The 14927-nt window shown below is 49.1% G+C and carries 13 protein-coding genes; 9 read left to right on the top strand and 4 right to left on the bottom strand.

Going from position 1 to position 14927, the window contains the following annotated elements; genetic code table 11:
• Positions 1-84: 84 nt before the first annotated feature.
• Positions 85-2256: an AsmA family protein gene (locus AC6R1A_RS13550; protein WP_500632931.1), complete on the top strand. Its 2172-nt coding sequence runs from the start codon at positions 85-87 to the stop codon at positions 2254-2256.
• 94 nt (positions 2257-2350) lie between these two features.
• On the opposite strand, the gene cobO is transcribed toward AC6R1A_RS13550, so the two are convergent.
• Positions 2351-2962, bottom strand: coding sequence for a cob(I)yrinic acid a,c-diamide adenosyltransferase (gene cobO, locus AC6R1A_RS13545; RefSeq protein WP_500632267.1), 612 nt, complete (start codon positions 2960-2962; stop codon positions 2351-2353).
• Between the two features lie 259 nt (positions 2963-3221).
• Between cobO and AC6R1A_RS13540 the strand changes: the two genes are divergently transcribed.
• From AC6R1A_RS13540 to AC6R1A_RS13530, 3 genes are all read left to right on the top strand, one after another.
• A complete protein-coding gene (locus tag AC6R1A_RS13540; RefSeq protein ID WP_500638755.1) occupies positions 3222-4016 on the top strand; it encodes a family 16 glycosylhydrolase in 795 nt (264 codons plus the stop codon).
• A 110-nt stretch (positions 4017-4126) separates the two neighbouring features.
• A complete protein-coding gene (locus tag AC6R1A_RS13535) occupies positions 4127-4375 on the top strand; it encodes a DUF3297 family protein (RefSeq protein ID WP_334552704.1) in 249 nt (82 codons plus the stop codon).
• A 140-nt stretch (positions 4376-4515) separates the two neighbouring features.
• The gene (locus AC6R1A_RS13530; RefSeq protein ID WP_500632265.1) at positions 4516-4977 is read left to right on the top strand and encodes a low molecular weight protein-tyrosine-phosphatase; all 462 of its coding nucleotides are present in this window, start codon (positions 4516-4518) and stop codon (positions 4975-4977) included.
• On the opposite strand, the gene AC6R1A_RS13525 is transcribed toward AC6R1A_RS13530, so the two are convergent.
• From AC6R1A_RS13525 to sodB, 3 genes are all read right to left on the bottom strand, one after another.
• Positions 4974-5636: an SDR family oxidoreductase gene (locus AC6R1A_RS13525; RefSeq protein ID WP_500632264.1), complete on the bottom strand. Its 663-nt coding sequence runs from the start codon at positions 5634-5636 to the stop codon at positions 4974-4976. The genes AC6R1A_RS13530 and AC6R1A_RS13525 overlap by 4 nt on opposite strands.
• A gap of 219 nt (positions 5637-5855) precedes the next feature.
• Positions 5856-6365, bottom strand: a complete 510-nt coding sequence (locus AC6R1A_RS13520; RefSeq protein ID WP_500633669.1) for a VC2046/SO_2500 family protein — start codon at positions 6363-6365, stop codon at positions 5856-5858.
• A gap of 122 nt (positions 6366-6487) precedes the next feature.
• Entirely contained in the window at positions 6488-7072 is a 585-nt protein-coding gene (gene sodB / locus AC6R1A_RS13515) for a superoxide dismutase [Fe] (protein ID WP_334552697.1), read from the bottom strand.
• Between the two features lie 340 nt (positions 7073-7412).
• Here sodB and AC6R1A_RS13510 point away from each other — a divergent pair, with 340 nt between their 5' ends.
• From AC6R1A_RS13510 to AC6R1A_RS13490, 5 genes are all read left to right on the top strand, one after another.
• A complete protein-coding gene (locus AC6R1A_RS13510) occupies positions 7413-7748 on the top strand; it encodes a Grx4 family monothiol glutaredoxin (RefSeq protein ID WP_334552696.1) in 336 nt (111 codons plus the stop codon).
• A gap of 95 nt (positions 7749-7843) precedes the next feature.
• Positions 7844-9790, top strand: coding sequence for a DNA topoisomerase III (locus tag AC6R1A_RS13505; protein ID WP_500633670.1), 1947 nt, complete (start codon positions 7844-7846; stop codon positions 9788-9790).
• Positions 9791-10101: 311 nt separating this feature from the next.
• A complete protein-coding gene (locus AC6R1A_RS13500) occupies positions 10102-11445 on the top strand; it encodes a carbohydrate porin (RefSeq protein WP_500629009.1) in 1344 nt (447 codons plus the stop codon).
• A gap of 162 nt (positions 11446-11607) precedes the next feature.
• Positions 11608-13608: a methyl-accepting chemotaxis protein gene (locus AC6R1A_RS13495; RefSeq protein WP_500632262.1), complete on the top strand. Its 2001-nt coding sequence runs from the start codon at positions 11608-11610 to the stop codon at positions 13606-13608.
• Positions 13609-13896: 288 nt separating this feature from the next.
• Complete coding sequence (locus AC6R1A_RS13490; protein ID WP_500632261.1) at positions 13897-14904, top strand: LacI family DNA-binding transcriptional regulator; 1008 nt, start codon at positions 13897-13899, stop codon at positions 14902-14904.
• The last annotated feature ends 23 nt before the right edge of the window (positions 14905-14927 follow it).

The raw sequence follows: 14927 nt of genomic DNA, 5'->3' as shown, positions 1-14927 counted from the left end.
TTTATGGCGACAAGTATTTGTTCAATCACGACTTATACTTGGGGAAGACCTAAAATTGTCTCTTACTTAGCAAGGATAATGCTGATGAAGAAGTTACTCATAGCCATAGCGGTCGTCGTTGTGGTCCTCCTTGGCGGGGTGGTTGCATTGGTAACCCTCGTCAATCCCAACCAATTTAAACCCCTGATTGTCGAACAGGCCAAAAAGCACACCGGCTTAGATCTGGTCATTGAGGGGGATATCAGTTGGCAGTTTTTCCCATCGATTGGCTTTGAGCTCGGTAAAACTGAACTGAGAAACCCAGCCGGGTTTGATAAACAAAATCTGTTTAAAGTCGATTCAGTGGGTATTGATGTCTCGGTCATGCCGCTATTTAGCCAGCAGCTCAACATTGGCAAACTTCGCTTTGATGGTGCTGAGTTCGCGCTGATCACGCGTAAAGATGGCTCGACCAATTTGGATGCTTTGACTCAATCGTCATCCTCATCGCAACCGGCGACTCAAACCCAGAGTACGGCAGGGGACGTAGCAAGCTCAACCAGCAGCGAGCCGTCGTCCACCGAAACAGAAGCTGGGGCCGCTTGGAGCATCAATCTCGCTGGCGTGAGCGTCAGTAATGCCGCTGTAGAGATCCAAGACCTGCGTACAGGTAGTTTCACCAAACTGTTCGATGTGGCGTTTAACTTGTCTGAGTTTGTCTTCGATGAATGGAGCTCGGTGACGTTTGCAGCGAAAGGGCAAAACAACCAACAAGTGTTTGAAACCAAGGGTGACCTTGAGCTCAAATTAGCCCCCGGGTTGCGTGATTATGCGCTGCGCAATATCAACCTAGATAGCCGTTTTAGTGACCCAAGCACCAAAATGGAATCCATTAAGCTGGCGTTAGAGACGTTTCAGTTTGATGCGGTGAATCCGTTGACTTTCGAGATCAAAGGCCAAGCCGCTGATATGGACATCGATATGACGGGCGCGGCCAAACTGAGCGTTGATAAAGCGATGACGCTAGTGCAAGTGAATCAATTCACGCTCGACGGTCAGTTGCAAGGCGAGAGCCTACCTCAATCCCCTATGGCTATTGGCTTGTTATCGGACATACGTTTTGATCTCACTAAGAGTCATCTGAGCCTTGTGCTGAGTAAACTGACTGCCAATGCATTGCAATTTGATGGCAAAGCCGAAGTCACCTTGGCCGAAATCGCGAAAGTGCGCTTTGCGCTTCACAGTCCAAACATCGACTTGGATGAATTTCTTGGACTAGGCGAAGCCAGCTCAAATCAAGGCGAGTCTACCGACTCATCTCAATCGACGTCAAGTTCTTCACCGCAATCAGGCACGTCACAAGCGGGGACGTCAGCTGCGAAACAACCGAGTGCAGAAGTAGAACCTGACTTGTCAGCGTTGGCCAATTTGGACGTGAAGGGTGACATCACCATCGATAAGTTCAAGGCCAACAACGCCAAGATGGAGAAGGTGAGCACAAGCTTCTCGATTGACCGAGGTGTGGTTGATTTGAGCGCTTTTACCGCCAACCTCTACCAGGGCAGCGTCACAGCCACAGGACGATTGGATGCGCGTAAGAGCCCTGCGACCTACAGTGCCAAAAAACAGATTCGCGGCGTGAAAGTGCAGCCTTTGCTGGTGGATGTGGCCAACACTGATCAGTTGGAAGGCACAGGTAACATTGATGTTGACGTCAAAGGCAGCAGTTTGACTCCAAGTGGTATTCAGCAAAACCTTGTTGGCACGATAGGAATAAGTTTCACTGATGGTGCGGTCAATGGGATCAACGTTGCGCAGTTGATTCGTGAAAACTACGCCAAGATCAAAGGTCAAAAAGTGGAAGCCGCAACGGGTGTTAAGAAAACCGACTTTAGTGCGATGAAAGCTACGTTAGTCCTTAACAAAGGCAATGTCTCGACCAACGATCTCACCATGCAATCCCCTCTGCTACGAATCCGTGGTCAAGGCGGAGCGAACTACATCAAGCAGACAGTGAACTTTACCGTGAGCACCTCAGTGGTTGGTTCTTTGGAAGGCCAAGGTGGTAAAGATATCGATGAGCTGAAGGATGTCACGATTCCAATTAACATCTCCGGCTCGTGGGATGCGCCTAAGTTCAAGTTAGTTTTTGATGATGTACTGAAGCAAAAAGCGCAGAAAGAGATTGACCGTGGCTTAGAGAAGTTAGACGGGAAAATCAAAGACGAAAAAACCAAGGAAGCCGTCAACAGTTTGATCAAAGGTTTGTTCAACTAACCTCACAGCGCACCACAGCAACAAACAAAAAGCCTAGCTCGCGATTGTCGCTATGAGCTAGGCTTTTTTAAATCCCAGTAATGGGAAAATCGTGTTACCAATCCACCCCTTTGAGGGCTTTGACACCGGATTCAAAGGCGTGCTTGATGTTTTTCACTTCTGAGACGGTATCGGCCATCTCAATCAAACTGCGATGGGCACCACGCCCGGTGATGATCACCGATTGCATTGCTGGGCGTTGCTCGAGTGCCTCGATCACTTCATCGAGTTCAATATACCCATAGCTCACCATGTAGGTGAGTTCGTCAAACAGAATCACATCCAGTGATTCGTCTTTGAGCATGCGCTGGCACTCTTTCCACACCACTTGAGCCGCTTCGGTATCAGTGGTTTTGTTTTGCGTTTCCCATGTAAAGCCTGTCGCCATCACTTGAAACTCGACGCCGAGTTTTTCCAGCAGGTTGCGTTCGCCGTTCTCCCAGGTTCCTTTGATAAACTGCGCGACAGCACACTGTTTACCATGACCGACCGCGCGAGCAATTGTGCCAAACCCTGAGGTGGATTTGCCTTTGCCGTTGCCCGTGATGATGAGCAACAAGCCTTTCTCTTCTTGTGCCGCTGCAATTTTCTTATCAACTTGTTCTTTGACTTTCTGTTGACGCTGTTGGTGTTTTTGCTCTTTGTGAGAAGGTGCTTGGTCTGACATATCGTTACCTTGTGATCATTCCTTTGCTCGCCATCATAGCGGACAACGCAAAGGGAAAAAACCGTCATCGACTGTGGTTACTCTCTCGCGTGATATCACATTTTGAGAGGGAGAAGTTTCATCCTGCTGGGATAGATTTCATGCCGCCAATCTAAAAAGTGTCGCTGTTCAAGATATGGATAACAAATTGAATTTACGAATGTTGTACCCCTTAGCCACGGTGTATAACCAAGATGTGTTTTGAGAAGGAGGCACAGAGATGATACACCCGACTTGGCAACGATACGCGATGGCCGCAGCCCTGAGTTTTATCGCACTTAACACACAAGCTGACGTGTCCAATCAAGATACTTTGGTTCAGTCTGGGCGGTTAAATACGACGTCTGTTCCACTCTATGGCGCAGAAGTATACAGCCATGACAAGGTCACCTTTGGCAAGTTCGTAATGAGGTTGAAGTTGGTCTCTGAGCCCGGCGTCGTCTCGTCTTTTTTCACCTACGATAATGAATCTTGGCAAGGCGGCATTCCTTGGCGTGAGATAGATATCGAGGCGATCGGCAAAGCGCCCAACCAACTGCAAACCAATCTCATCACAGGCGCCCTTGGCGAGCGGATTCACTCCGAACATCTCCACCCCGTGCCACTGAGTACCTTTCAGGAATACACGCTCATCTGGACTCCAGATGAAATCACTTGGTTGGTCAATGGTGAGGTGTTGCATCGCGTATTAGCCAAGGACTCGCAACAGGTGATAGACATGCGAGACAGCCCGCAAAGTTACCGCATGAACCTTTGGGTCTCTGAAGCGGCGGATTGGGTGGGTAAGTTTCAGCCTGAGCAACTGCCACTCACCCAGCAAGTGGACTGGATGGAGTACTACCGCTATCAAGATGGACAATTTGAGAAGGTGTGGCGTGATGATTTTGATCGTTTCGATCACACGCGCTGGGGAGCAGGGGATTGGTCCTTTGAATCGAATCTGGTTACCTTTCATCCCGATAACGCGTTTGTCGACAATGGTCTGTTGCACCTTCGCTTATCCAGTGGCGAGTAGTTGAGTTGCCGACAAGCGGTATTCTTACCCTTTGTCTTGATGTGAGAGTTGAACCCGCCTAGCGTCTCAACTAGAATCCACGTTTTGATTACTACTATTAGGTCACAAGTATGAGCGATACCAACGCCAAACCTGAGTTACCGGATCACCTATCAGGCAACCCACGCAGCCCACATCACATCGCTGAGTGTTTTGAACACCAAATCGGCATTCGCCTAAATGGCAAAGAGCGCACCGATGTGGAAGAGTACTGCATCAGCGAAGGCTGGGTAAAAATCCCATCACCGAAAGCAAAAGATCGCTGGGGTCAACCGATGCTGATTAAACTCAAAGGCGAGGTTGAGGCTTACTACAAGTAAACCGCCCCTATGAGAATTCGAAAGAGTGAAGCCCGTGCTTCACTCTTTTTTTATCTGCGCGTATGGTTTTGGAATAGACAGCGCGTTTCCTCAATGAGAGAAAACGCCGGCACATTGGTCAACTGAAAAGGAAATCCATCATGAACAGTACTCAGTGTTCCTCCATCCTTGTCGTCTGCATGGGCAATATCTGTCGCTCTCCGACGGGCGAAGCGGTGCTCAGAGCGAAAGCAAAAGAGCTAGGCGTTGAAGTGGAGATAGACTCGGCAGGAACCATCGGTTACCACCAAGGTCATGCGCCGGACCCACGTGCCCAGGCGGCAGGGAAGAAGCGGGGATATTCGTTTAAAGGGATTCGAGCACGGCAAGTAGAGCCCAATGATTTTGCTCGCTTTGATCTCATTTTGGCGGCAGATAGGGACAACTTAGCCGATCTTCAAGCGCAGTGCCCACGTGAGCATCAACATAAGCTCAAACTGTTTCTCAGTGACATTGATGCAGACGTGGATGAAATACCTGACCCATATTATGGCGGAGATGAAGGGTTCGAGAATGTGCTCGATCTGATTGAGCAAGCGAGCGAGGCCATTTTGCAACGCTAAGCGGCCATTACGCGTCCACTGAAGTAATCATTGGCGACGATATACTCGGTATTGCGGATCAGCTCGTCGTGAATCTCCGACCAATGAACATCGTCAACATCATAGCTGGGTACGACACCGCCAACGCGAATGTTGAAAGGCGTTAGCTCTTTAGCCCAGCTTTGGGTAAATCCGGCCACCATGGAGGTGGCGTTGTCGAAGCCAGATAAATCTCGATAATCCGCATGGGCGATAACGTTGACGATTACCCCGTTTTTCTTTTCCGTCCTCATTCGCTCTGCGGTAGCTTGGCCGAAGCTAAATAGCGTCGCTGCCATGTGGGAAAGCTGCTGAGTAAAAATCTCGCGGCCACTCTGTTCAAGAATGGTCGGCATCGCATGGCTAGTGATGGCGTTGATCAACACATCGGGTGAATGCCCTAACGTATCATCCATGTAGTGAAACAGATCGTGAATGGCATCGACACTGTAATCAACAATCGCACAGGAGTAGATCTTAGTGGAGATCTGCTGACAGCTTTGCACTGTTTGTTGCAAGCGAGCGGAGTTTTTGTCGCACAGAACCAAGGTGGCACCTAGCGATGCGAAATGAGACGCGAGCGTACCACCAAGCTGAGAGCCTGCAGAAGTAATTAATATTACTGCATTTTTTATATCCATCGCTCGCCTTCCTTCTCGTCACACTTGACTACTTTGTTCATATAGCATGGTAGATTAACTGTTACTTATATGTGAATAACTTCAAATAAGTTGTGCGCATCTTTGAGCAGAGCGTGTTTCTTTGCGGTGTTTCACACTCTCTAGTTGAACGGGTGAATATGTATACAAAATGAGACAACGAGAATGTGATCCTGCGTCAATAGCAAAGATGTTAACCCATTAAATTTGTAGGGAAATTTGGAGCTGACGTTGAGCGTGGATCAGCTGATTGTAGAGATCGGCCGGCATTAGCTCACGCGGTGTTTGTTCTGCCAGTTGACGCCTCTGGTGACCAGAAAGGTTGTGATAGACCTCTTCAGGAAGATCGTGTGTCTCTTCGGGTAAATAGGTCAAGGTTTCCGGTGTTAGGTAGTGGGACAACTTAGCACTGGCGAGACCACTGGAGTGAAACAGTGCCGCTTGTTGCGCGGAAACTGCGTATGAGCTTTGATCCGAACGCAGAGTTTGCGGAGACGGCAATTCAAATCGACGACGCAGGGCAGTTTCACTGCTGTCAATCGTATCGATTTTTTCCACTGGCGTTGTGTCGCGGACATCATCAGAGAACAAAGAGAGAATCAGCGCAAAATCGGCACGGCGACCTTCGTGCACCGCATGATTAATGCCAGTGCCAAACTGAAGCTCGTTGATGACGCTCGCTTTGTCTAAGGTATGAATCGGGGTATGCATATGTCCTCGCTTGATGTCTATGTAGCGGCGAGGGGGCAAAAAGCTTGAGAGCAGGTATGAAAAAAGCCAGCTGACTGCTGGCTTTTTAGGCGACTAAATTCCAATCCTTTCGGGGGAAGGGATTATTTTGCTAGGTTTTCTGCAACGAAGTCCCAGTTAACCAGTGCCCAGAAACCGTTCATGTAATCTGGACGAACGTTACGGTAGTCGATGTAGTACGCGTGTTCCCATAGGTCAACCGTCAGTAGTGGCGTGGTGCCTTCTTCTGTTAGTGGCGTCGCTGCGTTTGACGTGTTCACGATATCTAGTGAGCCGTCAGCTTTTTTCACAAGCCATGTCCAAGAAGAACCGAAGTTGTTGATTGCCGCATCAGTAAACTTCGCTTTGAATGCGTCGAACGAACCAAAGGCTGCGTTGATGGCATCGGCTACTGCGCCTGTTGGCTCACCACCCGCGTTTGGAGCAAGACAGTGCCAGTAGAAGGTGTGGTTCCAGATCTGTGCAGCGTTGTTAAAGATGCCGCCAGAAGATGTCTTGATGATCTCTTCAAGTGTTTTGCCTTCGAACTCAGTACCTGGGATTAGGCCGTTGAGCTTAACCACGTAAGTGTTGTGGTGCTTGCCGTGGTGGAAATCTAGGGTTTCTGCTGAGATGTGTGGTTCTAGTGCGTCTTTCGCGTAAGGAAGAGCGGGTAGTTCAAATGCCATTGCTCGATTCTCCATTGATTTGAAAGGGTTAGCCCTTTCGATTGCTTCCAGTGTTATTTATTATTCACAGCTTGCACGCGGCTTGCTGTGGTCAATGTGCTGACTTGCGTTCTAGTTTAGCAAGTTTTTACTTTATTAAAAGAGTTATTCGGATCCGATCACTGCAAAATTCTCGTCAAGAGCCCGTCGGCTTTTGCAAGACACCGCATTGTGCAAACAGTGTCGCATTCAAGCCCAAATTTGTGCAAGGATTAAATCCCTTCTTATTGTAGGCTTTTTATTCTGCGCTAATGGTTTAGAATGTCCAGAATATTTGCAGTAACTCCATTAAGAGGAAGCAATGGAAACTATCGATAAAATCAAACAGCAAATCGCAGAAAACACGATCCTTCTTTACATGAAAGGTTCCCCGAAACTACCAAGCTGCGGTTTCTCATCTCAAGCAGCGCAAGCTTTGATGGCTTGTGGCGAAAAGTTCGCTTACGTAGACATTCTACAAAATCCAGACATCCGTGCAGAACTGCCAGCGTATGCGCAGTGGCCAACGTTCCCACAATTGTGGGTAGAAGGTGAGCTGATCGGTGGATGTGACATCATTATTGAGATGTTCCAAAAAGGCGAATTGCAGCCACTGATTAAAGAAGCCGCGGCGCGAGCAGGCAGCGACGAAGAATAATACTGGTTATATTTACAGTTTTTCTTGATTTGTAAGGGCGACATTGGTTAATGTTGCCCTTATTTTTTGCCATTTGACTCGCGTCTAAACTCCCTATGTCCCGTCTGTTTATTGCTGAAAAACCCAGTCTTGGCCGAGCGATCGCGGCAGCGCTGCCTGGCCCAAAGAAAAATGAGTCAGGCTATATTCGTTGCGGCAATGGCGATGTAGTGACCTGGTGTATTGGTCACCTGTTAGAGCAGGTCGAGCCAGACAGTTATGACGAGCGCTACAAAAAGTGGAATCTCGCTGACTTGCCTATTGTCCCGTCACAGTGGCAACTCAGACCGAGAAAGTCCGCCAGCAAGCAGCTCACAGTGGTCCGTAAGTTACTGAAAGAGGCGCAGCAGATCGTCCACGCTGGGGATCCAGACAGAGAAGGGCAATTGCTGGTGGATGAAGTGATTGAATACTGTCGCGTCCCCCAAGGTAAGAGGACGTCGATGCAACGTCTGCTGATCAGTGACTTGAACTTACCGGCCGTTAAACGTGCGCTTAGCCAAATGCGCAGCAACCGTGACTTTATCCCCCTTTCTGTTTCCGCGTTGGCGCGTTCGCGCGCCGACTGGTTGTATGGGATGAATATGTCGCGAGCCTATACCTTGTTGGGGCAAAAAGCGGGCTATCAGGGCGTTTTATCCGTTGGGCGCGTTCAGACTCCGGTACTCGGCTTAGTGGTGCGTCGAGATGAAGAGATTGAGCAGTTTGTACCTAAAGATTATTTTACGTTGCATGCGTTGATTCCCTATCAGCAGGGTGATCAGGCGTTTGATATTCGCGCGAGATGGAAGCCGAGTGAAGCCTGTCAGCCTTGGCTCGATGAAGAAGGCCGAGTATTGAGCCGCAAGCTGGTTGAGAACGTTGCAAGCCGTATCGCCAATCAGCCGGCCACGGTGGTGGAGTCCGAACAAAAGCAGACTAAGCAGTCGGCGCCGCTTCCTTATTCGCTCTCTGCACTGCAAATTGACGCCGCCAAGCGTTTTGGTATGAGCGCACAACAAGTGCTTGATACCTGCCAATCGTTGTACGAAAAACATAAGCTCATCACCTACCCACGCTCAGATTGCCGCTACCTGCCGCTTGAGCACTACTCGCAGGCGCGTTCGGTCTGTGATGCGATTGCCAATAACGCCAAGGATCTGTCCACGGCGGTGGAGGAGGCGAATCTCTCCTTGAAGTCCAAAGCATGGAATGACAGCAAGGTGGATGCACACCACGCGATTATTCCGACGCCTAAAAAAGCGTCAGTCAATGCGCTCTCTGCAAGTGAAATGAAAATCTATCAGCAGATTGCTCGCCAATATCTGATGCAGTTTTACCCTGCAGCTGTGTATGCCGAAGCCAAGTTGGTGTTTGAGATCGCCGGCGGTGCGTTTGTCGCTAAAGGTCGACAATTGGTCTTAGCGGGGTGGAAGGCACTGATGGGCAAAGTGGATGATGAGGATCAAGGCGTTGAGACGGTGCCACCGCTGGCGAAAGGAGAAGTGCTGACCTGCCGAGAGGGAGAGATCAAAGAGAGAAAAACAGAGCCGCCGAAACACTTTACCGAAGCCACGTTACTGCAAGCGATGACAGGCATCGCCCGATTCGTTGAAGACAAAGCATTAAAAGCCATCTTAAAAGAGACCGACGGGTTAGGCACCGAAGCTACTCGAGCCGGTATTTTGGATACGCTATTTAAGCGTCAACTCCTCACCCGCCAAGGCAAAGCCATATTGAGCTCCGCCGCCGGGCGCGGGCTAATTCACGCCTTGCCAAGCGAATCCACCTACCCTGACATGACCGCCCACTGGGAGCACCAGTTGCAAGGTATGGCCGAGCGAAATCAAGCCTACCAACCTTTCATGCAAGCACTCCAACAGAGCATCGACGGATTGATGCAGCAGGTCAAATCCGGTGACGTACCGCCATCGCTGCGTCATTTACCTAAGGTTGAGCGTCCGGCCTACAAAAAGAGACGTTCTTTTAAAGGCAAATCACCAAGAGCGAAGAAAAGCCGTTGAGCGAGCATGAAAGCCTTCATAATGCTGAAAGTTTTCATGTGAGTTGTTTTTTGTTCGCCTGTTTATCGACTCGTTTTCGTGACAAATTTCGCCAAATCTCATGAAATGAAACCGATTTCATCCTCGCCTAACCTGAAAAACAACGTCATAACTCTATGAAAGTCTTGTTTTAATTTTTAAATCTCTTGAATAGAACAGTTTCATGACGCTTATTTCAATAATCGGATGTGAAGTCGGCAAATATTTTCAAAGGTTTCATTGCTTATTATTTCCCTGAATTAAAACAAACCTAAATTAAATAGGGATATAACATGAAACATTTTAGAGTTTTACCAATAACTTTAGCGGTGGCTTCCACTCTCGCTTCTGCCTCTGTCCTTGCTGCGGAAACCGATATTTCGGCATTAGAGCAACGTATTCAAGAATTAGAGTCAAAGCTGGTTGAAATTGACTACGTCAATGACCAACAACAAGCTGTGTTGACTCCAGATACGCAAGTGCCTCAAGGCATTATCTTCTCAGGTTACGCACGTTATGGCGCGCACCACTCGTCAGGTGACAACCGTTATGTCGAAGTGGGCAGCACTGGTCGCTCTCTTGGCCGTTTGGGTAACGAAGCGAATGGTGGTGAAGTTCAATTAGCCAAAATCTTCCAAGCAGACAATGGTGCCAAATGGGATTTGGTTTTCATGGTGGATGATTGGAACAACGACCAATGGGGTTCATCAGGCGGCGTGAATTTGAAGAAAATGTATGCCGGCGTCACTAACATTTTTGAAAGCCAACCAGAGCTCTACATGTGGGCGGGTCGTGACTTCCATCAGCGTCCACAACAAGGTTTGAATGATTACTTCTGGATGTCTCATGATGGCCAAGGCGCGGGCTTCAACAACCTAAACTTGGGTGGCGTGAAGTTGGATATGGGCTTTGTTGGTGCAGTGGACAGCTCCGACGGGGCATTAGGCAACGATGCGGGCCGCTATGCTATTACGTCAAAGTTACATGGAATCAATTTGGGTTTCGGCAATCTAGACCTTTACGCGAACTATGGTTTTGCTTCTAGTGAAGCCAACAGCTCAGCGAGTGAGGAAATCGTGATTGACGAAGATGGCGACATTGTTGTGAAGAAAAATCCTGCAGTAAACGTTGAAGATGAAACCGCTTGGCAAGTCGGTGCCGTACTTGGCCTAGGTAGCTCTAATAAGTTAGTGATGAAATACGCCGATGGCGCTGACAACTCGGTATTCGAGCTAGCAGGTGATAAGCAGGTCTTCTACGCAAGTGTCGAAGGGGGCTACAAAGCGTCTGAGCAATTTATTATCGATTACTTAGTGTCGTACAAAGATATTTCAGGTGCTGATACCGATGAGAAAAGCGAATACGCCGGTATCGTTCGTCCACAGTATCAATGGGATGACGTTCATTCAACATGGCTAGAAGCTGGTTATGCGATGGAAGATTGGGACGATGGCAGTGAGAAAACCGGTTGGAAAGTGACATTATCTCAAAACGTGTCACTGGGAGGCTTGCCTTGGAGCCGTCCGATGCTGCGCTTCTATACAACCGTTGGCGATGTAGAAACGACTGGCTCAGCGGGTGATAAAACAACCGCAGACACCGTGGCTGTCGGCGCCATGTTCGAGGCGTGGTGGTAAGCCTAGGGTAATTTACTGTCCAACTTATTGGCCCCACAAGGCAGATTGGTGGGGCCGGGTCGACCAGCCAATTTAACTCCAGTTTGGGCACAGTTTTGTGCCCATTTTTTATCCTTGTCAAACACCGAAGTGTTCTAGATTCGGTCAAGAACGGGTGAACCTATGCCATTTCAAACCCTTGTGTCACGCCTCTATTTGGGCTTTATCTGCTTGATTGCGATTATGGTCGGATCGGCGTGGCTCTCTGTACACAGTAACCAAGATGTCACAGATAAGATGGAGTCGATTACTCGTGATACGACGCCATTGATGTTGCGCTCTGCGCAGTTGACCATAGATTTTCTTAATATCAATCGTAGCCTTACGCCCTTTTTATCGGCTCAATATTTGGATGAGTTGCCCCCTTTTGAAGAGCGGATAGCCGTCAATCGCGATGTCTATCTGAGTCAGTTGGAGTGGTTTGAATCGGCAGCGCAGCATCAACCTCAGCTCATGCCATTCCTCACACCCGTCAAAGAACAAGGGCAATTGGCGCTCAGTGGTTTGGAAGCGGTGATGGGTGCCTATACCGATGTGCTTGATGCGCAAGATCGCAGTGACTATCTTCAATCTCAATTCCAACAACTGATGACGCAGTTGAGTAACTCGCTTCAACGTGCGCGTACACGAGCACAATCAGAGTCAGCTCAGCGAGCGTTGGATGGATTGACCAGTCAAGTGTCGTTGCTGGGCAATGAAGCGAATGAGGTCTACAAGCAGAAAGACATGACAGAGCTGCGCTCAGTGGCGCGACGTTTTACGACGCGTCAACGTTATTTGGAGGAGAGCGAACAAGCCTTAACCGCAGTAGCGCCAAAGGTCTATCAAACGCTAGAAGGTACCTTACAGCGCCTAAAGCTACATGCGTTTGCTCAAGAGGGTGCGGTGCATTGGCACCTGCAAACCGTAGAGCAGGCAGAACAATTGCGACAACTACGTCAGGAGTTGGAACAAGCCATTGATCGCCAGCTCGAGCATATCGATGGCTTGTCACGCTTTGCCAATCAGGTCGCCAATGACCTGTATGAAGAGGCAAAATCGGCCACCGAGGCAACTCAAACCTTGTTTATCGGCATCTCGTTTGGCTCTATTGTTGTCGCGCTTGTGTTGGGTTTGAGTTTTGCCAGTATGGTGCGCCGACCGACACGGCTCTTACTGGGGGCACTCGATGCCATCGCGCAGAAAGATCTTACGTCTGATGTCGATTATTCAGCGCGCAACGAGTTTGGTCAGGTGGCGCAAAAGGTCAATGTCGTGGTGCGTCATCTGTCGGAGATGATTGAGCGTATTCGTCAATCCAGTGCGCAGGTCAATGAGGCATCACTCTCCAACCAAACCATTAGCGCAGAGCTCAATCAAGCGATCAGTCAACAGACGGAGCAAACGCTGCTGGTAGCGACGGCGATGGAGCAAATCGAGTGCTCGGTGACAGACATCGCGAGCTCAGCAGAGCAGACGCTCTCCCTAGTCACTGGCGCCGTTGAGCACTCCCAGCACGCGCAGACAGAGATGAATAGCAATGTGGCGATGTTGGAATCGCTCTCTGAAGAGCTTAACCAAGTCACTGAAACCATCGGAGTACTGGAGGCTGAAAGTGCCAGCATTGAGTCGATATTGGAGGCTATATCCGGTATTTCAGAGCAGACCAATTTACTTGCGCTGAATGCGGCGATTGAAGCTGCGCGCGCCGGTGAGCATGGCCGAGGGTTCTCTGTGGTGGCCGATGAAGTGCGGGTTTTAGCAGCGCAGACCACCAGCAGCGCCAAAGAGATTCAAAGTAAAATTGAGCGATTGCAACAGCGCTCGGATCTCGCTAGCCAACAAATTGCCAGTTGTTTGAATGGGATGGGGCAGAGCATGCAGCAAACCGAGCGAGTCAACGCGCGACTGCATGAAGTGCATAGCCGATTGGATCAGGTCTCTCAGCGTAGCCATCAAATCGCGTGTGCGACAACGGAGCACCAGTCGGTGGCCAGTGATGTCACTAAGAACGTCAGTCACATTCACTCCTTAGCAGAGCAAAATTTAGATCGCTCACACCAACTCGCGACTCAAGGAAAAGAGTTGGAACAACTGGCGCAAGTGCAATTTGAATTAACGGCCAGCTTTATATTGCGCCATTAATTTCACTATTAAGCATTATATTAGAGAGGTATTTGCCTCTCTTTTTTTATTTTATGCCCCATAAAAACACATGCTATTAGGCTATTTTCTGGCCTGATAAATAAAAGATGTGTGGTTATTTCATGAAACTGTTTCATGGCGACGATTGAAACTGTAGCGGCTCTCTATTTTTCCAAAACCGCCATTTTTTTCCAAAAATTAGTGTGATGACACTCACTCATTCCTCCCTTCAACTACGGAATACTCAGCCTGTAAGCGGTTTCAAGTCAAAGCAGTATTGAGGTTTCAGTGGCAACAATTAAACACGTTTCCGAGCATGCGGGGGTTTCTCAGGCGACGGTATCTCGAGTCATTAACGGTACCAGTCGCGTGAGTCACGACAAGAAGCTCAAGGTGGAAAAAGCGATCAAAGAACTGGGCTATCGTCCCAATTCGATTGCTCAAGCCTTAGCGTCGAGTCGTACCGGTAGCGTTGGGATTGTTGTACCGGAGCTAGGTGGGCCTTTCTTCTCGGGCATTCTCCATTGTCTAGAGGAAAACCTGCGCCGCTTTGGTTATCACGCAGTGGTGACAGCTGGCTCAAACACGGAGCAGGGGCAACGTGAGTCAGTGGAGTTTTTGCTAGGACGTAGGGTCGATGCATTAATTCTTCATGTTCAACACCTGTGTGATGACTATCTGATCGCTCTGGAAGAACAAGGGATTCCTGTTGTGTTAGTGAACCGTTTTATTCCAGAGATGTATCAGAGCTGCATCGATATTGACAACGAGTTGGGGGGCAAACTGGCGACTCAATATCTTTTGCAGCAGGGGCACACCGAGATTGCTTGTATCACAGGGCCTTTGGATAAGTCAGACGCACGGGGGCGTTTGCAGGGTTACCGAAGTGCACTGGAGGAAGCAGGCTTGGAGTACAACGAAGCGCTGGTCTCGGAGGCAGGGTTTACCGAAGAGACCGGTGTTATCGCCACCAAAAAACTGCTCAAGCGTCGGTGCCGATTCAGCGCGATTTTTGCGTCGAACGATCACATGGCGTTTGGTGCGTTTGAGGTGCTGCGCAGCGCAGGTTTCTCTATCCCGGAGGAGGTGTCGCTGGTGGGATTTGACGATAACATTTTCGCTCGTTACCTCACCCCATCGTTAACCACAATCAACTTCCCCATTGAGCAAATGAGCATTGAGGCCGTACAGCTCACCTTGCAAAAACTGAACAAAAACAAGCGTGATGTGAATTTCAAACTCAACCCCGCGTTGGTAGTGCGAGATTCAGTCAAGGACCTAAACAGTACCCTATAGCACTCGTTTAAACACCAATAACA

This window comes from Vibrio sp. R10-SG3-ISO3 (assembly GCF_059834225.1).
The sequence above is the reverse complement of the archived record's forward strand: the minus strand, read 5'-3'. Positions and strand labels throughout refer to the sequence as shown.